We start from the raw sequence: 18,918 nt of genomic DNA, 5'->3' as shown, positions 1-18,918 counted from the left end.
TTGCACCCGGAGAGAATTTATTATTCAATATATCTATGCGCCAGATGAAATATGGTATTTGTATTAGAAAAAGTACAGTTTAAAAATCCACGTAGTGCAGGTTGGGGCATGGGTCATTTCATGAGTCAAAGAATGTGGTAAAAGGTATGAAGATATGGTTTGAATAGTGTTGTGATTTAGGCTCCTAAAGTGATAAATAGGGGCAATTAAAAACAAGGAAATGTCGGAGATATTTCCGACATTTCCTTGTTTTTGTGCCCACTGGTGGTAAGTTTTCGAACCAAATAATATTGATTATGATTAAATTGAATGTATTGAGTAGCTAACTGGTGAATTCTAAAAGCATCTTTCTTATTGTAGTTAAGTAGGTTTCATTGAAACGGATTAGAAATTTATCTCAATATTATTCTGCCATAATCCAAAGGAATGGGCGGCCATTCCGTAAGGGCAATGAAACTTCTCTTTGCCCTTTATTATCTGCCACGGGGCTGTTTTACAGGTGTAGTGATCGTCTAAAACATCTTTTACTGGACACGTATTATAGATAGGGCATTCGCTTTTCTCATTGATTTTCGTTATGCTGTCAGCTATTAAGAGATCATATATTTCTCTATGGAACCAAAAGGTTTCGGCCGCGTCATAATTTTCCTGGTACTTTTCATTGACATCGGATAGTGTGGATTTAGTCCCAAGTAACTCACCGTCTTTTATATAGATTGGAGGGGGATAAAAATCAAATAATTCGGCTAGAAGTTCCCAGTTTTCTGTAAATGGCCATGAGAAATAGGTTTGCATTAATGGTTCATGTGTTTTGATCTTATAGACAGTTGTAATCAGATCGGCATACCAAGCAAGTGCCTTAGTAAGATGTTCCCGTCCTGGCCCTTTCGACCAATTTATAATATCGGGGAGTATTTGAGTTAGGGCTACTTCTCTTGAATATCCTCTTTTTAAAGCAGTAGCATTGACAATATCAATCATTACCTCCAGATTCTTATAGATTTCGATAGTGCTGCCTTTTAGTTCCTCTAATACATCCAGGAATACTGTGGGAGCCTGTATAGTATCGAGACAGAGGTCAATTAGGACATATTTGGTTTGTGCATCTGCGGTGATGTTGTAATATTGAAACAGATGCTCTCCGAATTGATAGGGAAAGGATGGCAAGCTATCAGCTTTAACCGATAATTGTATATTGGGATCTGATTTTTCTTCTGCCAGCTTTTGGGCATAGAAAGCTTGTACCTCTTGGAGAGCTATCAGTCCAAAGAACAATGGCTGAGGCCGACCTTCGAACTCAATAATATTAACAGCAAATTTCCTCACCTCACCGTCTAATGGGATGTCTTTTTCTTCTACAGTTCTCCTTTGAAATGGATGCAAGGCAAATTCTATATTGTGGACCTGGTTAGGATCACCACAATACAGATTATAAAACTTGCGAAATTTGTTAACTGATTCTCCAAAGGAGTCACGTGTCAGTGGGATACTAATTGTTCTGCCTACTTCTTTTGAGAAAATACCTGTGAGTGTTACCACATCACGTAGCCACAAGGAAAATCCAAATATGGCTGAGATAGTAGATATATCCTGAATATAATGACAATATTCATGAATAAAGGCCGGCATATCCTCTGGGATAAATAATTTGTCTGCCGGTGTAAGATTGCTTACATCGACAGAAAAGGTGCCGGGCCTGTAGGCTGCAAAGTTGTGATGTTTCATTCGGGCAATTAATTAGTAATAAATGTTGGAGCTAAAGCAGTTTAAAGAGGAAATTACTAGATTTTTCCTTAACTATTAAACCAGCTAAGAAATAAAATGAAATAGCTCCGATTCGATCTGTCAATTGATTATTAATTGATCCGGACCATTCTAAATTATAGGATCAAGTATTCAACTTGATCCGTGATTTGGCACGAAAAACATCACCTTCTAAAACGAAAAAACCTGCTCTAAGAGCTACCGTCTGGACACATCTCTAAAAAGAATCCAGCCTTGCATGACTGCAGTAAATTTCTGCAGCCCCATCCAAAAGGTAGTGATGCCGGGTTTACGTTCAGATAGATAGCCTTTCCAGCCACCTAATCTGGCTATGGCCCATATATATCTTCTCAGATCGGAAGATGTATATGGGTTTTTAGTTTATCCGTTTTGCCTTCTAACTGTTCGATCTGCTGTTCCAGACATACTATTTCTTCAGCAGAAAAGCAACTCTGAGGACAGGATTCTTCAGGTATTGAGTATGCTATCTGCATAATGAAAAGTTTGATGATGGTTTCGAGCATCATTAAACATAACTTTCTTATGGCTTTGGGTTGCGATAATTCACTCGCTTCAATATTAAACCCTTCTTTCTTCAAAATTCGAAATACTTCTTCGATGACCCACCGGCAGGTATACCATTCTATGCAAAGCAATGCTGTTTGTAAATCCTCTACTTTTTTTGTAGTCAGTAACCTCCAATGAATGGGGTTCTTTATATCATCTCCCACTTCTTTAGCTTCTATAGCGTATAAGGTGATATTTCTCGGAAGATTTCTATCGATGTATTGATTGCCTCTGATTGTTACTGTTGAAAAACGAACCTCTATTGTTGCTGTTCTTTTGGTTGTACTTCTTCTTTTATCGCCTTCTACTTTGACCTCATAAGAACCTTGCAAAGGCTGGCTGCCAAGGTATTCAAAAAGCTTTTGTTTTTCCTGGACTATCCGATTGGTTTTTGCCCTTATAAGCAAGTGGGTCTTAGAATCAGGAACAAGTGCAAATTGTTCATAAATATCACCTTCTCTGTCCTGGATGATAATAATCTCGCTTGCAGACTGTAGAATATTTTTACTTTTCAGGGAACTCTCTATCCATCTATAAGATTCCTTACCCTCTATGGGAAGCATCTTTTTTTGATGGCTCACATCTTTTTTAGCTTGTTCATGTGATCTGTTCCAAATCTTTATTGTGGAAAACCCATAAGGCATAAAACTTTCCGCATCTATAACAAATCCTGGATGTATATGAAACCCAAGACCATTAGTCGCAGCATTTGTCGTACCGATATAATCGTCCTTTTTTATCCTATTCTTGTGATTGTAAAGATTTACATCACTGGTGTCCTGAATGCACAACACTGGCCTGTTTCCAACACAACTAACACAATTGGAGGACATGTTTCTGATGATGTCATCTTCACTGACATGGTCATTTTGTAGAAAACGGTAAATGGCTTTGGCTTCTGAATCATTGCTAGCTAACCGTCTAATCGAATGTACACTATTAGCAAACAAGCGATTAAGAATGGAGTTACCTCTATTCATTAATCGCTTGTCTTTTATCTCGTAAAAATGCCTGCTTTGCACCTTTTTATTTCAAAAATAGAAATAAAATGTGTCCAGACGGTAGCTCTAAGAGCGGGTTTCATCTTTTGTACCCTACAGCGGAAGGTTTTCGAACCAATTAATTTTGATTATAAGCAACTTAAAGATTATATGGAATTTGAACAACATTTAAAAACAGGATTTTTCCCCTGTTCGTATTTTGTCTTTGTATGACCTTAATACCTAAATTCGTTTAAAATTTTTGACCTCAAAGAAATTATTGTTATGGAAAAAATTCAAGCAATTAAACCAGGCCCCAAACCCCAAAAGCAGAATGGTACAGATGATAAGAGAAGGCGGGTCGATCCTCCGAATAAACCTAAACATCCTGATTTAAAGCCTCACAAGCATAAGCCGAAGGATTAAATACTGGGTAATTAAATAGGAGTTTCCATAAATATGAAGCTTATATCACAGCGTGATGGTTGGGTAAATACTGGAGAAACCTGGTTATTTACTTCATCACAGCTTGAGGAATTAATTAATTGCATCAATTTAAAATTTAACATCATGGCTAGATGTACTGCACCGGTACGAGGACATCGTACAGCGAGTGCTGCAGCCGAATGCCCCGCATGCGGTAATCGTTATCGCAGCTATAGTTCGCCTTCATCCTATTCATCATCTTACTCTGCGTCTGAGAACTTCAGTAGCCGAAACAGCGGAACTGCAATTACCAAAAACACTAAGCCGCGTTGGTCGCGAGCCGGTTCTGCCATTATGTACACACCTGCTGAAGTGCGCACACTCACACCTGTTCGTGAAAATGTTGAAAAACGATCAAGCATGCCAGAGCTTCGTGATGTTTTTCTTTGTCACGCATGGGACGACCGAAAAGGTCCTGCTAAAGAGCTTCACGATCTACTTGAGTCTAAAGGAGTCTCTGTTTGGTTTAGTGAAAAAGACGTCTTGTTGGGTTCACCTTTGCTTCGGGAAATTGACAAGGGATTAGTGAAGTCACGAATTGGTATCGTATTGGTAACTCCTTCGCTATTGCAGCGCCTCAAGGGAGAAGGGATTGCTGATAAAGAACTTTCGGCTCTGTTGGCGCGAGATCTACTTGTTCCAATTGTGCATAACACAAATTATGAAGCTTTACGTGAAGTGAGTCCCTTGCTTGGTTCGCGAAGTGGTCTTAGTACTTCAGAGGATACAATGGTAGAAGTTGCGGCCAAGATAGCGGAGTTGGTGATCGTTCTTTAGCTGTGTTACAGTGTTCTTTCAATGATAAACAAAAACGTTGGAGATAGTCTTTCTGGCGTTTTGCCTTTGTGCCCAGCAGCGGAGCATTTTCGAGCCAACTTTTATTGATTGTTAGGGGATTAATAATGTCCAGTTAGGTGTTTGATACTTTTTCTGAGTTTAACATCGGATTAACTGATAGAAGTCAACAGAGGGCCAATTTTGCAGAATTCGGCCAATTGTTTGACTATTTATTAATAAGGAATACTAGGCGTGACGACCTCCCAAATAATAGTAACTGTGCAATAAGAGTGAGACATTTTATTCATCTTTGGGCAGAGAATAATTATTGGTCTCTTAATTTCCTATTTTAGTATAAAAAAATCATTTGGGAGTAGCTTAAGTAAGGATCAAAATCATAAAACTATAGTATTTAATTATTTAGCATAATTTATGAACACATCTGAAATAATTTCCAATACACAATTCAGTTTAAAGGTCTTAACATTAGCTGCACCAATTTACAGCGCTCACATTAATGATATATTTAAAGAAAGAAAAAGCAAAGTCCCATTTCCGGAATATGGGTCTCCAAAAGAAATCTTCATTAAAAACGTCTTTGAAAGAGTAGCTACATTAAACAGCTACAGCGATGAGCTGGAGTCTCTGTTGGTCTTTTTTGATATTGATCTTCAGTCAATATCTTCCATATACAGTGATAAAATCGATCCGGAAAGTTATTTGAAGTACCACTACGACAATTTTATAATCCGCCTTGCTACTTCCCTTGATCTATGTGGCAAGCTTGGAAATTTCATTTTTAACCTAGGAATCAATGAGCGGTATTGCTACGCACATTCTTTTGTAAAAAGACTTTCAGAAACGGCGTCTGCTAAAATTCTGCAAGATGCCAGTGACTATTTGGAGCATTACGTACAGCAGAGGAATGCAAAGGTACATGCTAGTAAAAGTGAAAACAACGTATTCGAGAAGGTCGTTTACTGGAACGAAATGGGCAGATTGATAAAGAACGATGAAATGGCCACAGATGCACTTTTGGCAACACTAACAAAAGAACAAATTCGAGATGAAATAGACCAAATGAGGGAGATTATTGACAAAACAGTCGGATATATTGCAGAATTTCTGGAAACGATGAGCAGCCAATTTGATGATAGGTTAGGTGTGCTATAACTTCGATTCCGTTTTAATGGAGCTCAGAAAATAATAATATTCTATTTAAATAAAAACATTGGAGATAATGATATCTCTGACGTTTTCTGAGTGCCTGATAATACGATATATCGAACCTATTGAGTCCTGATTAGAAATGACTTATACAATCAATTTATAGGTCAAAAAATAGAAAATCCGCTACTAGAGCGGATTTTCTATTTTAGTGCCCAGTAGTGGTAGGTTTTCGAACCAACTCGCACTAATTATCAATAGGTTAAGTTTACGTTGATTATAGAAGGCCTACACAGGTGAATTTTAAACAAGGGTCAAATATGCTAAGCCGTACCTCACAATATTACTGGTACCTACTATGGAAGGGAGAACCATTGATTTAAATGTATAAAGATTAAAATGACGGCAAGATCAAAACTATTTCGGTTTTTCGATAGTCACTATAATAGGTATCTTAGCAACCTTATCTAATTTAAGGTTCAATCAGTTTGTTTCTTATTGCCAGCACTGATTTTATACTATAAAGAATAGCTTAGATAAGCTCCCAATTATCAGACACGCGCGTATCATCTGGAGTCTGACCTTCATAATAGACATTGATCACTCCAAGAAACTGTGGGGCTGCTATGCCATCCAATCCCTCTAATGCCAGTCTGTAAGAATCTTCCCTATAATCCAGATCATGGCCCCAAAAATACCGGGAAGTGATGAGCATTGAAAACGGTAATGAGACACGAAGGGTACGCCAATTATCCGATTTAGAAACTTGCTTCAACATCTGGATAGCGGTGTTACTAGGGGATGCCCACATATTGCTTCTCCATGTGGACTCATCCGGAAATTTTAAAGGCCATTCTTGTGTTTTATGCAAGTATAGCAACAAATGAGAATAAGGGATTTTTGCATGTATTCTTTCCAACTGGTCAACAGACATCGACTCAAAGTTGTCATTGCTGCTGTCTCTTTTGGCTTCGAGGAAAGCAACTCCTCTTAGCTTTTCCCCGCTGGAAAACTGAATATTCACGATTAATGAAATATCACCTGCAATAGATTCCGATTTGCCTTTATTCTTATAAGAGAACCATTCAACAGTTTTAGTAAAGCCTTTATACCGCACTTGACGCTTTTGAAACATTGATCGCATGGCCTTCATTAAGGAATAAGTGATGTGGTTTTCATCCCATTCCAGTGGATAATTACCCTGTGTTACATTGGTGAATGTCTCTTCAAGTTCAGATATAAGTCTCTGCATCTTCGTTTTTGATTTTGGGAAAAACATTCAAAAAACTTTAAAATTGGGATTAAGAATTACAGTTGATAACGTTACATATTAAATCATTATAATTACATGGTATTATAATGTGCGGTGATACCACCGGTTTGACCTTGTGATATGATTACATCTCCACTAACATTACCAAGGATATACCGCTATTTACTTTTTTTTCTTTTTCTGTGCTCATTTTTATTGATTGTTTTGGATAATTGTTACGTTGCAATGTAGCAGCTGAATTGCTAATTCCGTTAATTTTTTGTTCAACGATTGTTGTCTTTATACTATCATTTTTTGGAGTAATGCTTTTATCCTTCTGGTTGAATGGAAACACCCCAAAATATGCAAGAATGGTCACTGTAGATGCAAGTCCCCCTAAGCAGGTGAATATCCGTATTTTTGCTTTTTTATTCTTAGTAGAATTCTCATTACCTCGTGTATTAATATTATTAGCTATAGTACCTCCGCTTTGATTCTGATTTAAAATAACATTCCCATGAATATTCCCCAAATTAATATCTCCATGTTTATTAGAGTTGCTTTCCATAATATGTGTTTTGGTGTATGGCTGTAAAGATACATGGTATTTTAAAATGCATACCTCCGTACTTTGCCTTCCAATTGTAAACGGTCGCCTCGCTAACACCATTTTCCCTGACCAGATCCTTAATAGAGATGCCTGATTCCTGTTTCTTCAGAATGGAGATAATTTGGTTCTCGGTGAATCGTACTTTTTTCATAATTGTATTGTAGATTCTGGAGGATGTTGACCCACTTCTCTGAATTATGTTGACCCACCATTCTGGAATGATAACCCACCTAAAAGGTGAATCAAATTCTGGGATGTTGACCCACCTCTTTTTTGAGATTTCATAGGTTGATATGCCCGAATTCTGGGATGTTGACCCACCTGGAATTTTATTTTTTTAAAATTCACTATGTCATTCTGTCATTTTGACCCACCCTGCAGGAGTAAATAGTAAGAGCTTTTTGTATTATATGCTCCTTAAAAATATGGGAGCATGGGACAAAAGCCAATAGCAATGGAACAATTAAAGCAACTTTTACAGCTTAAGAAGGATGGTGTAGGTATAAGGGAAATGGCTCGTCGGTTAGGCATTAGCCGCAATAGTGTGCGGAAATATTTAACCTTGCTTACGAATGAGAATGATAGCACTCAAAACAATCAAAATGATGTAGCACTGGCGGAACGAGCTTATGGTAACGAAAGCATGGCTCATGATGCACAACGGTTAGAGCAACTGATTAGCCATTTTAAGGATATACAGCATGAGCTGGGAAGAACAGGTGTTACCCGTCAATTACTTTGGCAGGAATATTTACGGCAAAATCCTGATGGATATGTATATAGCCACTATTGCCATCATCTGAATCAATTTCTTAAGAGGCTGGATGTTGCCATGCACATGGATTATATTGTTGGAGACATCATTATGATCGATTTTGCAGGCAAAAAGCAATCATATATAGATACAGATACGGGTGAAAAAATTGAATGTGAAGTATTCATTGCAATCCTTCCATTTAGTGGTCTTATATTTTGTATGTCGGTTCATACTCAACGTACAGTTGATTTTATTGCCTGCATCAATGCAATGTTACTTTTCTTCGGTGGTGTTCCGATCACGATCTTATGTGATAATTTAAAGACTGCTGTAATAAAGCCGGACAAATACGAACCAGTATTTACTGAAATATGTGGCCAGTTAAGTGAATACTATGCAACTACTTTTAGTGCGACCAGGCCGTATAGCCCAAGGGATAAGGCAATGGTTGAAAAAGCTGTAAATATAATATATAACCACATTTATGGCCCCCTTAGAAACAGAGAGTTCAACAGCCTGCAAGCTCTTAATGCAGCAATGTATGATCAGCTTATTCTTCTCAATAATAAACCTTATAGAAATACCCCTTATAGCAGGTGGTACTATTATGAGCAACACGAGAAAGCATGTTTGAAACCACTTCCATCCACGCCCTTTATTGTTAAAAAAGTTGTCCTGCTGACTGTCCAGCGTAATTATCATATTCAGCTTTCTGACGACCATCGCTATTACAGTGTACCTTATCAATACGTGGGGAAAAAAGTTAAGGTGTTATATGATAAACATTCCGTAGAAGCATATTTTGAATATCAAAGAATAGCTATTCACTTTAGGAACGACCAGCAAAAGTCTTACAATACTATACCTGATCACATGCCACCCAATCATCAGCGGATGCAGCAGATAAAAGGCTGGAACCGGGATGACTTACTAGCTCAGGCAGCTCGTATTGGGCCATCAACTCAACAAACAGCCGCAAATATCCTGGAAAACAGCATTTATATTGAACAAAACTATAAAGCCTGCTTTGGCATGTTGATGCTTCAGAAAAAGTATGGGGCTGACCGCCTTGAGCGAGCTTGCAAAAGAGCATTGCTGGGCACACGCGTTAATTACACTATGGTCCGGAATATCCTTGAACGGGGCCTGGATAGATCAGAGGAATCAAGAGAAGTAACTGTATTACCTACCCATGACAATATCAGGGGGAAGGATCACTATAAATAAAAAAGTATCAAATGATGAATGCAACACAAACACTTGAGCAAATGAAACAACTTCGCCTGCAGGGAATGTATCAGGCTTATAATGCTCAACTGGAATTACCTATGAATCAACAATTACAAGGACATGATCTTATTGCTTACCTGGTTCAATCAGAAGAACAGAATAGGAGCAATGAAAAGACTGCATACTATTTAAAACTGGCAAAGCTAAGACTGCCTGTAACAATAGAGCAAATAGATTGCAGCCCCGGACGGAATCTGACTAAACAGCAACTAGCTGTTTTAACCAGTAGCGATTACATAAATCAGGGGCAAAACATCTTAATTACAGGAGCGACAGGCTGTGGCAAGAGCCACCTCGCCTGTGCTCTTGGCCATCACGCATGCCTGATGGGATTTAAAACGACATATTTGAATATGAACCGGCTAATAGAGAAAGTAACACTCTCTAAACTGGATGGATCATATATCAAATTACTGAATCATCTTGAGCGACAGACTCTCATTATCCTCGATGACTTCGGACTGGCACCGATGACACAGGAGATCCGTCTTACTTTACTTCAGCTACTTGAGGATCGATATGGAAAGAAGAGTATAATTGTGACATCACAACTACCTGTCGCGAAATGGCATGAGTATCTTAATGATCCGACCTTGGCCGATGCAATCCTTGACAGATTGACAGCAAATGCACACAGGGTAGAATTAAAAGGAGAATCACTAAGACGAAGAAATAAATAATCATTGTATTTTACATAGCATTTAGCTCTTACTTTTATTACCTGCTACGCAGGTGGGACAACATCCCAGAGACCCGGGTCAACATAAACAGAATCTACAATTGTATTTAAGTTAGAGATTTTTCTCTAACCTCACAGGACCATTTTCGGGGAACTTACAGGTTATCGAACCAAATATGTTTGATATTTAGTAATCTATGTTGATAGTGAAACTGCTAAGTTACTTTTGATAAACGAACAAAAATTTAAATTCTGATGTTAATGATTAGCGATCAATCAAGTTAAATAGGGGCGTAAATTCTAAATTTCAATAATATCGGCAAAAATATGGTTATGACAGATGCTATGTTAGGCGTAGTTGGCACGCTTGGAGGTACAGTTATTGGAGCTATTTTGGGATTTGGAGGAACTTGGTTTAAAGATTGGTTGGATGAAAGGAAAGGAATTAATATTGATGTCGTGAGTTCGTCGGTTGAGTTACAAAAAATTAATGGTGAACAAGGAACTGTGAAATTTTATGTTAAATTAATAATACAAAATAAAAGTACTATTGCTCAACCTATTTGGGGATTATCCTTGAAATTCGGCTCTATACTCCATCCAATTTTTAATCAAACTGGAAGCAATGTTTCAATATTTTACACTCCTACAATCACACGTCCGGAGGAATCCGAATCACTAGACATCGAACCTAAGAAAATTCAACATATTGTGTTTGAATGGAAAGAAAGTTTAAACTTGGATTATCTTGAAGTTTATACGAACAACGATTGTATCGCAACTTATAATACCTTTAATGGTCCCCAATCATTTAAACTAAATACACCTTTTGTTGTTAAAGAGGTTAGATCTCTTCACGAAATTACCGAATAAATTGCCATCATGTCTTTTCTAATTCAGAGTAGCTAAATTTATTAATGGAATTCTTCTTTTGATAATCTGAATAGCGATATGGTTGGTCTCGTCCAGATTATTTTGTCCTAAAGACTTCTTTAACAGAAGACATCATATACTGTTTGCACTGCATTGTTATTGCTAATACATGTTTTCAAATTGTCCAGACCAAATTAGAGCATACCCAAATTTTAATGAAACGTGAAGAAGAAACATTCATTTTAAGTATATTTACTAATATTTATTATAACAACTTTTCAAAGGAAGGTGGGTACAATTATAGTGATGCTGTTTAATATACATTATGAATATAGGATCGTAATAACGTATTTTCCTTTCAATTTTTATTTCCTTTAAAATCTTATTGGCTTATATATTAGGAACTGCATAATTTACTGTGCTTCAGAAGAGGAATTTATATTTTTTATATTTTGTATGTAGTACTGGTTTAAGCCCCTTTCAGTCTTAAAAATCATCTTATACCCCAAGAAATGGAAAAGCTAATTTCTGATATTTTAAGTTCCATTAAATATTATTTCAAATTTTTAAAGCTTTTTAGGAAGAGCGAAGTAGGAGTATATTTTCTCCTTTTTAAGGATAAATCAGAAAATTTGGAAGTCAAAAAATACTCACTTCTATTGCTTTCATTTTTCTTTTTTTATATTATCGGCTGGGCAGCTAGTAGTTCCGACTTTAATATCAACTATGATTTCGTTAAGAATTCATACGAGGTGTTTATTAAAGATCTATCAATAAACAGTAGCTATAAAGATAATTTTAAAATGCTATTATCATTGTCTCTTATCCTGGAATTTACTGCTTTCATTTTCACAAAAAAGAAAGCGGACCGGATTATGCTTTCTAAGTTTAATTTTTTGTTAGCTGCATGGACATTTGTAATCTTAAGCCTTTTTATCATGGCAGGCACACTGATGATATCAATATCCAGGTGGTTAAGCCTTAAAGAGAGTACGCAGAATGCAATCTTGGGTATAATTGTGTTAATTGCAATCCTGCCCACATTGGTGCTTTTATTCTCGCCGTTTTTGGCTTTATCAGTTGCGAAAGAGAGAAGATTAGTAAGTGAAGGATTCGAATCAAAAGGATTCTTTTTAAATATCTTAATTCCAATATTAGTATTCATTTTAATGAAGGGGATTTTTGGTTCTAAATCGGTCGAAGATGATGTTTATTTTTCAAATGGTAATAGAGACAAAATTACGCTTAAAGTTACTTATAGCGGGGATTCACTGTATAGCCTAGAAACTTCATTTATTCTTGAGAACCAACACAGTCAGAACTTTATTTTGGCGCCAAATGAATTTAATTATTTTCTTTATTGGAATATCACAGATGATAATGAAGTAATTGATAGATCTGTGAGCGACACAATTTTTCTAAAGGAAGTAGATACTTCAAATTTCAATATTGCACTCAAAACCCCGCAACAAATCAGATTAAAAGGATATTTAACTCCTGATACATATAGAAGGCTTTTATTCTTAAGGGATAGCACTATACAAAAGCAAATCCATTTAAGCATCATAACGATAAACCTTAAAAAAGTACATTTAGCTTACCCAACATTCGAAATAATAGGAAGGGAATAGATTCGGATGATTAGAAGGAGATTGCAATATCATCCAACACGATTCCGGCAGAACAACAGTTATCGTTGTAAGTAATGCAGACAACGGAGAAGATACTCCTGCTGAATCAGCAAAAAAAGCATCTGAAATGCGAAAATTAATGCTTTCTAGGAATTTCGTCCCGTCAAATAAAGTCAACTTCCCTTTTCCACTCCCCAGCTACGATCCTTGAGGAAATTCTTGAGTTTTGATGGCGCAACCAAACAGCAGAAAGTCCATCCCTCAGTACCGTTGCCGTCGCGGCAAGTATCGATCCACCCATCTTTAACAAATTTCCGCTCCACCTCCTTAAACCCATTTTCCAACAAAAAGACGCTTTTTCCCATGTATAGCCGATTTAAATTTCAGTATAATAAAATCCAGGTCCGTTCCAGTGATCCGCTATACAAATAACGATGTTGCATGCGCACTCTCTTTGCGTACTTAAAAAAATCTGTTAAGTAAGGAGGAGGCCATTGGCCTCCTCCTTACTTAACAGATTGCGGACGTCCCCATTCCCACATAATCGCTAACACAATCTCCGCATTAAAACATATGTTATTTCTCAATAATGCTAGATGCCCGGAAAGAAACCATCTCCTTCGGCACTAGTAATAATCCCATCCTCGTAATAAACAGTATGAGTTGAATCCTGTCTGATAAATCCGTCTGAAACCATTGATCCCAATTCGTCGTTTATCAAGTTTCGCTCATAAGAATATGGGCTACTTTCCAATACTCGAACAAGCAACACCGTAACCATTTGTGGTGGTGCTCCGTCTACTTTTGGATTGGACTTCAACAATTCAACAATACTGTCTCTGAGCATTTGTTTTTTTGGGCTCATAATAAAAAAAAATTACCTGTTTTATCCTTTGCTGAGATTACCTGCCATAACTGTATAGTAAGCCGCCTCAGATGTTAGCTGAGAGCGCTGCAATTTAAAAAAATTAAGACATCCATCGGTTAATGCCATGTTAACAACCGCCAACTAAGTATACACACCTATGTAAACCCATTGCAACATCATCCACTTGTTAAAATAAAACACAATACATGGATATCCGATCAGCGTTTACGCTAGTGCGCCCGAATGTTCGATCATATCACGGAGGACGATAACGTATTGACCCAACACATGCAGAAGAAATAGCCCGGTTATAAGCCGTTACAAAACCTTAAAGCGCCTCAAAATTCCGAGGCACTTTTCTTTTATCTATTTGTCACGTCCATCCGTCACCCGGCTTCCTTTTTCGGTGTTGATGGATGGAACAGGGAGAGAATACCGAAAGCACTCCCTTGCTCCAACAAGAATTTCCCCCCTGCGCGGATTCCTCGCGCGGTAAAATTTTTGCTGGACGGTAGTTTTCTTTTCGGCGGTTTTCTCCCCTGTAGCCATCAACACCTACAGAAAGGGAAACCAATCATGACCGACTTTTACACCGAGAACTTAGGAAAATTTAGCTTCCGAGAAATCTGAATGCTGAAAGACATACTCGTGGCTTGGGTTGAAAACGGCTTGCCGGAAGAATTCAGCTTCGACAATGGGCGGCCGGCCATGAACATGAATAGTGGCTAAGTGTTTCTCGTAAACGATGATTATCAGGTTGCGATGATGAACGGCGATACATTGGAGCTATTCCATACCTAGCCCTATGGCGGAAAAGAAGGTTTCCTGTCCGATCTTATCGAAGAAAACCATCCTGATGAACTGTATGACGATGATGTTGAGTATGACCTAAACGCCGCCGGCATGTGCGGCTTTAACCTTCAACAGCCCTGGCTGGATCGTAAGATTGATAATATACTCGATATAGAGCTAAATTAAACCCGCTATCCGCCAAACAGCGTCCAATCCGGCGCTGTTTTTTTATTTGTCTCGTTCGATCTCTATTATAGAAATGAGATGATAACCACCTAGTCTATGGCCTTTCCAATTCTTTTTTGATACCGAAACCTTTTTATTTCCTTCGGTTGCGGTTAAATTACGACCATTCTGGATGGACTTCTTGAATATTTCGGGTAGGTCCGCTTTGAGTGCTTCTTTATAAAGAAGTTCCGTTAAATCTAATAGCTTTTTATGCGCAGTTGTCGCAGTCTCTGGATTATGAACGCCAAGTAAAAGCTTTAATTTCTTCGCTCGTTGAGCATCACCTATAACAAAGTAAGAGATAACATTTGAGATAATATCATGGTCATTAAGCGAAATTACATCAGAGCCTGCTTGCCACTCATTATCGCCGTAGTCATTATAAAACCCCGTTTCCAGGCCACTTTTTTTCAAGAAATCTTTCGCTTTGTAAGGAGACCATCCCATGTTTGGATCAACTTGGGGTGGATTGGCTTCGATTTTATTTAACTCCTTCATTTTTTTAAGAGAGAGCAACAATTCTTCTTTGGTTTTGATTTGATGACTAAAGAGTGAATTTTTCCATCGGTTAAAATCTTTCACTCTAAATTTGAAATGGAGAATAGCTGTCCTCTTAGCGAACGCATATAACCCTGTGTCTTGCAAAACCGTCCGAAGCCCGATAAATCCCGTTTCATAGCTCATATACACGGAAAGCAAAAAGATAAAGGGCAGAAAGCAAAGGGTCAAAATCGACGGAACGAGGAAATCGGATAAGGTATCTTTGGTTGCAAGCGATTTGAAGTGACCGATTATCCAATACAGAGCATATGCGATCAAACAGAAGCCGATAATGGAAAGTAGTCCGTTGACGAATTTCGCAACAGAGGCGTTCTTTTGATCTTTCCTAGCAAAGAAGGCAAGCAATACCAAGAACGTAGTTGCGGGTAAAATGAAAAGCTCGATCCAGTAGCTGAAGGTATGGACGCCTACCAGAAACTCCACAAAAGCCGTAAACTTGAATACGTCTTTTATTGCATCCGCATAGTAGGCTTTATTTTGCCGTATTTTGTTGATGTTAAACAGCGAAACTAGCCCGGCAGAAATAGACCAAAATACGGTATTCTTTATCTGCCCAGTATTCCAAATCCCCGTTTTTGTAATCGGTAATCTAAAGTGCAGAGTTTTTGGCAATCAGGAGTGCAGAACATTTGGTAACAATGGCTACACAATAAATGGCAACAAGAGTGCAGAGCATGTACCAAAAGTAAGAGAGTTGAGTTAGTCTTCAAAAATTGTTTTCCTGTTTTCCAGTCGGTAGCTCTTCCCACTAAGGCTTATGACCTCACACTGGAACAGTAATCTATCCAGTAAAGCTGTTGCCAATACTTCATCACCCAGCATCTGTGCCCATTCTGCCGGTTTTTTGTTGGTTGTAATAATGAAGGATGTTTTTTCATAAATCTGGTTAATAAAATTAAACATGCTCACCGCCTCTTTTTTCTCTACCGGGAATAACATGATATCATCAATAACAACAAGATGAGCCTGTAGTAACCGCTTGTATTCTGCTTTAGCAGTGTTGGTAATTTCTTTCATCTTCAGCGTATTGATCAGGCTATCAATGGTCCTGAAGTAAGCCTTATAGCCCTTTTTCACAGCTTCTGCGCATAATCCTGCTGAGATGAATGTTTTCCCGGTACCTGATGGGCCCATCAGGATGATGTTATAAATTTGGTCCATCCAATGAAGTTCCTGTAATTGGTGTAGACGCGTAATGGTAAGGCCATTACTGACGTTGTGATCATAATTAATCAGATCACAATACTTCGGCAGACCTGCCAGTTTCATTTTTTTTGTGATGTCTCTTTGCAGACGGAACGTTGCTTCCGTACTAAGAAAACTCAGGGTATAATCTAAATATCCCTGTGCTTGCGATTCTGCTTCAGTAATAAGATTATCAAGGCTTTTACTGATACCACTCATGTTAAACTGCTGGCAATACTGTCGGATTAATTGTTTTTGTTCCATTGATTTGTTTGTTAATATAGTTTTCAAAACATGTTATAATCGCTAATTGAACTTGTGGCTGGCTGCATTAGTGCCTGGTCAGGAAGCTTACTGTTTAAAGGATTTAGAAGTAATTTGGCTACTAGCGGCTCTTCCGAACCATCCTTTTGCAAATAGTGATAATAGGCTACAATGGCCTTAAAGTCAGTAGCTCCATTAATATGTTGCTCACTGCATTGGTTCAATGCCAGCTCAATGACCCTGGATGTTGATTGCATAGTAACCTGGATAAGTATTGACAACTGATCGCGTATATACCGGGGTTTATCCTCTCTGATAGCAGTGACCAGTTGTCGGGCCTTCTCCGGTTCTGTGACCAGAGAGTAGAACTGATCCTGGAGTTCTGTTATTCCCTTGCTTTTCTCCCTTCTATGGTCATTATTGATGATCTTTTCCCCTCTTGCAGTGCATACGAGGTGACGGCAAAGCTCCTGGCGACGAAGGTCATAGAGAACAATGCCGGAGCCTTCTTTTTCCAGTAGTATCTTGCTGCCTCTGCCTTTGTAAGTACCACTCGGAAGCGAGTAAAAGTTTCCCTTATAAGAGAAGCTGTTATCCTTTCTTACAGCATATTCCAGTGCTGGTTCTCGTTGTGTTATAACCGAATGATAAGGATGCAACAGGAGTTTTTCTATCTCCCATTCTGCTATAGGAGGTTTCCCGGTAAATCCATGGGCAACAGCATTGGCTGTTCGCTGTAACCAGCTGATAGCCTCTGCATTCAGCACATCGATATCCACAAAAGCCCTGTTATAGAGGAAGCTTTGCTTCACATACTTTACAACGTTTTCTACCTTACCCTTACTTTGTGGATCGGCTTTCCTGCAAAAGTGTAGTTTGAATCCGCGATCACGGCTATAGTTCTTAAAAGCATCGGTGAGTATAAGATCCCCTTTATTTTCATCTACCATAAACACCCGGTCCTGATCATACACCAGGGTAGCTGGAATACCCTCAATAAACATAAAGGCATTTTCGTGGGCTTCTATTGCCGAGTGAGAGGTAAACGGAGTTGTGGAGAAAAACACATATTTATAGCGGGAACGGGACAGCACTATCGTGAAGAAATAAACCTTTATTCTTTGTCCCTGGCTGTTGCGCATGTTGTATACGCCAAAATCAACCTGCCCTTGTTCTCCATAAGGTGTTTCTTCTACCATTTCAAAAATCCTGGTAGTATCCGTTTTGAGCAGATGATATTTCTGGCGAACCCAAACCACAAAGTTAAAGACCGTTTTTGGAGATACGGAAGGGAAATCTGTAAAATGCTCCTTCAGCCAGTCATGCATCTGGGCACTGGAGGTATCCAGGTATTGTTCCAACCGGGATTTTACAAAGCTTTCGTAGGGCTCCAATATCTTGTCTTTGTCTGAACTGCCCTGCAGGTATGCCTCATAATTGCGATCGTCCTCAATAGAGAGCAGCTTCTTTACCGTCCGCCAGTTTAGAACAAGCAACTTGCTGATATAGCTAATAGAGAAGCCATCCCTGGATAATTTATGTACTTCGTAATAGGTCATAAGTTTTGACAAGTAAAGGTTCATTGACATCGCCGGGGTAATTTATCCGACAAATGTGCGTCTTTCAATGCCCGGATGAACCCGGAACAGGAAAAGTTCTGCACTTCTTGTTGCCAATTTCTCTGTACTCTTGTTGCCAAAAATTATGTACCCTTGTTGCCAAATACTCTGCACTCCTGATTACGAAAAACTCTGTAGTTGTTGTTACCGATTACAACCTCCAGAATTTCAAGTAACAGATTCGTATTCCATATACGTCAAGGGGCATGCATTACTTTAGTACAGTACTTAACAAAGGTGAAAGTTCCGGAGAATATAGGTATGTTCCCGGAATAACTAAATTGTCTGTAGCTCTTCTGACACCATCCATGCTGATTGTGATCTCAATATTTAATACTGCTGAGGTGAATTCCTCACTGGTAAACTGGCTTCCTTGATCTGTATTTAAGATTTCAGGTGCGCCATACGTGGAAAGGGCCTTTTGAAGAGCTTCCAGGCAAAAATCAACAGTCATTGTATTACTTAGCGTCCAAGATAGCAGATACCGGCTATGCCAGTCTATAATCGCACACAGGTACATAAAACCTTTTGCCAACGGAATGTAAGTGATATCCATGTTACAAACAAA

General features: G+C 38.4%; 16 protein-coding genes and 1 pseudogene. 6 read left to right on the top strand and 11 right to left on the bottom strand.

What is annotated here, in order from left to right; genetic code table 11:
- Positions 1-384 precede the first annotated feature (384 nt).
- Complete coding sequence (locus SIO70_RS23200) at positions 385-1,725, bottom strand: hypothetical protein (protein WP_320574754.1); 1,341 nt, start codon at positions 1,723-1,725, stop codon at positions 385-387.
- Between the two features lie 389 nt (positions 1,726-2,114).
- On the bottom strand, positions 2,115-3,311 hold the full coding sequence (locus SIO70_RS23195; RefSeq protein WP_320574752.1) for an IS4 family transposase: 1,197 nt from the start codon (positions 3,309-3,311) through the stop codon (positions 2,115-2,117).
- Between the two features lie 459 nt (positions 3,312-3,770).
- Here SIO70_RS23195 and SIO70_RS23190 point away from each other — a divergent pair, with 459 nt between their 5' ends.
- Positions 3,771-4,574, top strand: a complete 804-nt coding sequence (locus SIO70_RS23190; RefSeq protein WP_320574750.1) for a toll/interleukin-1 receptor domain-containing protein — start codon at positions 3,771-3,773, stop codon at positions 4,572-4,574.
- A 432-nt stretch (positions 4,575-5,006) separates the two neighbouring features.
- A complete protein-coding gene (locus SIO70_RS23185) occupies positions 5,007-5,747 on the top strand; it encodes a Cthe_2314 family HEPN domain-containing protein (protein WP_320574749.1) in 741 nt (246 codons plus the stop codon).
- A 526-nt stretch (positions 5,748-6,273) separates the two neighbouring features.
- Here SIO70_RS23185 and SIO70_RS23180 read toward each other — a convergent pair.
- The 3 genes and pseudogenes from SIO70_RS23180 to SIO70_RS23170 all read right to left on the bottom strand — a co-directional run.
- Positions 6,274-6,993 (bottom strand): hypothetical protein, encoded by a 720-nt coding sequence (locus SIO70_RS23180; protein ID WP_320574747.1) that lies wholly within the window; start codon positions 6,991-6,993, stop codon positions 6,274-6,276.
- Between the two features lie 145 nt (positions 6,994-7,138).
- Positions 7,139-7,561, bottom strand: a complete 423-nt coding sequence (locus SIO70_RS23175) for a hypothetical protein (RefSeq protein ID WP_320574746.1) — start codon at positions 7,559-7,561, stop codon at positions 7,139-7,141.
- 49 nt (positions 7,562-7,610) lie between these two features.
- Positions 7,611-7,754: pseudogene (locus tag SIO70_RS23170) on the bottom strand (transposase); the annotation flags it as partial.
- A 282-nt stretch (positions 7,755-8,036) separates the two neighbouring features.
- Here SIO70_RS23170 and istA point away from each other — a divergent pair.
- The 4 genes from istA (at position 8,037) to SIO70_RS23150 (ending at position 12,833) form a co-directional block, all read left to right on the top strand.
- Entirely contained in the window at positions 8,037-9,587 is a 1,551-nt protein-coding gene (gene istA / locus SIO70_RS23165) for an IS21 family transposase (RefSeq protein ID WP_320574744.1), read from the top strand.
- An 11-nt stretch (positions 9,588-9,598) separates the two neighbouring features.
- Positions 9,599-10,330 (top strand): IS21-like element helper ATPase IstB, encoded by a 732-nt coding sequence (istB, locus tag SIO70_RS23160; protein ID WP_320574742.1) that lies wholly within the window; start codon positions 9,599-9,601, stop codon positions 10,328-10,330.
- Between the two features lie 332 nt (positions 10,331-10,662).
- Positions 10,663-11,202 (top strand): hypothetical protein, encoded by a 540-nt coding sequence (locus SIO70_RS23155; RefSeq protein WP_320574740.1) that lies wholly within the window; start codon positions 10,663-10,665, stop codon positions 11,200-11,202.
- Between the two features lie 512 nt (positions 11,203-11,714).
- The gene (locus tag SIO70_RS23150; protein ID WP_320574738.1) at positions 11,715-12,833 is read left to right on the top strand and encodes a hypothetical protein; all 1,119 of its coding nucleotides are present in this window, start codon (positions 11,715-11,717) and stop codon (positions 12,831-12,833) included.
- 173 nt (positions 12,834-13,006) lie between these two features.
- Here the strand turns inward: SIO70_RS23150 and SIO70_RS23145 are convergent, their stop codons facing one another.
- The 6 genes from SIO70_RS23145 to SIO70_RS23120 all read right to left on the bottom strand — a co-directional run bounded on the left by SIO70_RS23145 (position 13,007) and on the right by SIO70_RS23120 (position 18,906).
- A complete protein-coding gene (locus tag SIO70_RS23145; protein ID WP_320574737.1) occupies positions 13,007-13,198 on the bottom strand; it encodes a hypothetical protein in 192 nt (63 codons plus the stop codon).
- 227 nt (positions 13,199-13,425) lie between these two features.
- Positions 13,426-13,698 carry a hypothetical protein gene (locus SIO70_RS23140; protein WP_320574735.1) on the bottom strand — a complete coding sequence of 91 codons (273 nt, stop codon included), beginning with the start codon at positions 13,696-13,698 and terminating at the stop codon, positions 13,426-13,428.
- Positions 13,699-14,721: 1,023 nt separating this feature from the next.
- A complete protein-coding gene (locus SIO70_RS23135; protein WP_320574733.1) occupies positions 14,722-15,894 on the bottom strand; it encodes a hypothetical protein in 1,173 nt (390 codons plus the stop codon).
- Between the two features lie 87 nt (positions 15,895-15,981).
- Positions 15,982-16,731 carry an IS21-like element helper ATPase IstB gene (gene istB, locus SIO70_RS23130; protein WP_320574731.1) on the bottom strand — a complete coding sequence of 250 codons (750 nt, stop codon included), beginning with the start codon at positions 16,729-16,731 and terminating at the stop codon, positions 15,982-15,984.
- A 23-nt stretch (positions 16,732-16,754) separates the two neighbouring features.
- Positions 16,755-18,290, bottom strand: a complete 1,536-nt coding sequence (locus SIO70_RS23125) for a DDE-type integrase/transposase/recombinase (RefSeq protein ID WP_320574729.1) — start codon at positions 18,288-18,290, stop codon at positions 16,755-16,757.
- 271 nt (positions 18,291-18,561) lie between these two features.
- Positions 18,562-18,906, bottom strand: coding sequence for a transposase (locus tag SIO70_RS23120; protein ID WP_414017871.1), 345 nt, complete (start codon positions 18,904-18,906; stop codon positions 18,562-18,564).
- Positions 18,907-18,918 lie beyond the last annotated feature (12 nt).

The sequence above is a fragment of the Chitinophaga sancti genome (assembly GCF_034087045.1).
In the GTDB taxonomy this organism is placed as follows: Bacteria; Bacteroidota; Bacteroidia; order Chitinophagales; family Chitinophagaceae; genus Chitinophaga; species Chitinophaga sancti_B.
This window is presented reverse-complemented; position numbering and strand designations above follow the sequence as displayed.

Coding starts and splice junctions, on each gene's coding strand:
- istA (WP_320574744.1), top strand. CDS start 8,037: ATGGGACAAAAGCCAATAGCAATGGAACAATTAAAGCAACTTTTACAG.
- SIO70_RS23175 (WP_320574746.1), bottom strand. CDS start 7,561: ATGGAAAGCAACTCTAATAAACATGGAGATATTAATTTGGGGAATATT.
- SIO70_RS23190 (WP_320574750.1), top strand. CDS start 3,771: ATGAAGCTTATATCACAGCGTGATGGTTGGGTAAATACTGGAGAAACC.
- SIO70_RS23200 (WP_320574754.1), bottom strand. CDS start 1,725: ATGAAACATCACAACTTTGCAGCCTACAGGCCCGGCACCTTTTCTGTC.
- SIO70_RS23145 (WP_320574737.1), bottom strand. CDS start 13,198: ATGGGAAAAAGCGTCTTTTTGTTGGAAAATGGGTTTAAGGAGGTGGAG.
- SIO70_RS23140 (WP_320574735.1), bottom strand. CDS start 13,698: ATGAGCCCAAAAAAACAAATGCTCAGAGACAGTATTGTTGAATTGTTG.
- SIO70_RS23185 (WP_320574749.1), top strand. CDS start 5,007: ATGAACACATCTGAAATAATTTCCAATACACAATTCAGTTTAAAGGTC.
- istB (WP_320574731.1), bottom strand. CDS start 16,731: ATGGAACAAAAACAATTAATCCGACAGTATTGCCAGCAGTTTAACATG.
- SIO70_RS23150 (WP_320574738.1), top strand. CDS start 11,715: ATGGAAAAGCTAATTTCTGATATTTTAAGTTCCATTAAATATTATTTC.
- SIO70_RS23155 (WP_320574740.1), top strand. CDS start 10,663: ATGACAGATGCTATGTTAGGCGTAGTTGGCACGCTTGGAGGTACAGTT.
- SIO70_RS23180 (WP_320574747.1), bottom strand. CDS start 6,993: ATGCAGAGACTTATATCTGAACTTGAAGAGACATTCACCAATGTAACA.
- istB (WP_320574742.1), top strand. CDS start 9,599: ATGATGAATGCAACACAAACACTTGAGCAAATGAAACAACTTCGCCTG.
- SIO70_RS23195 (WP_320574752.1), bottom strand. CDS start 3,311: ATGAATAGAGGTAACTCCATTCTTAATCGCTTGTTTGCTAATAGTGTA.
- SIO70_RS23125 (WP_320574729.1), bottom strand. CDS start 18,290: ATGACCTATTACGAAGTACATAAATTATCCAGGGATGGCTTCTCTATT.
- SIO70_RS23120 (WP_414017871.1), bottom strand. CDS start 18,906: ATGGATATCACTTACATTCCGTTGGCAAAAGGTTTTATGTACCTGTGT.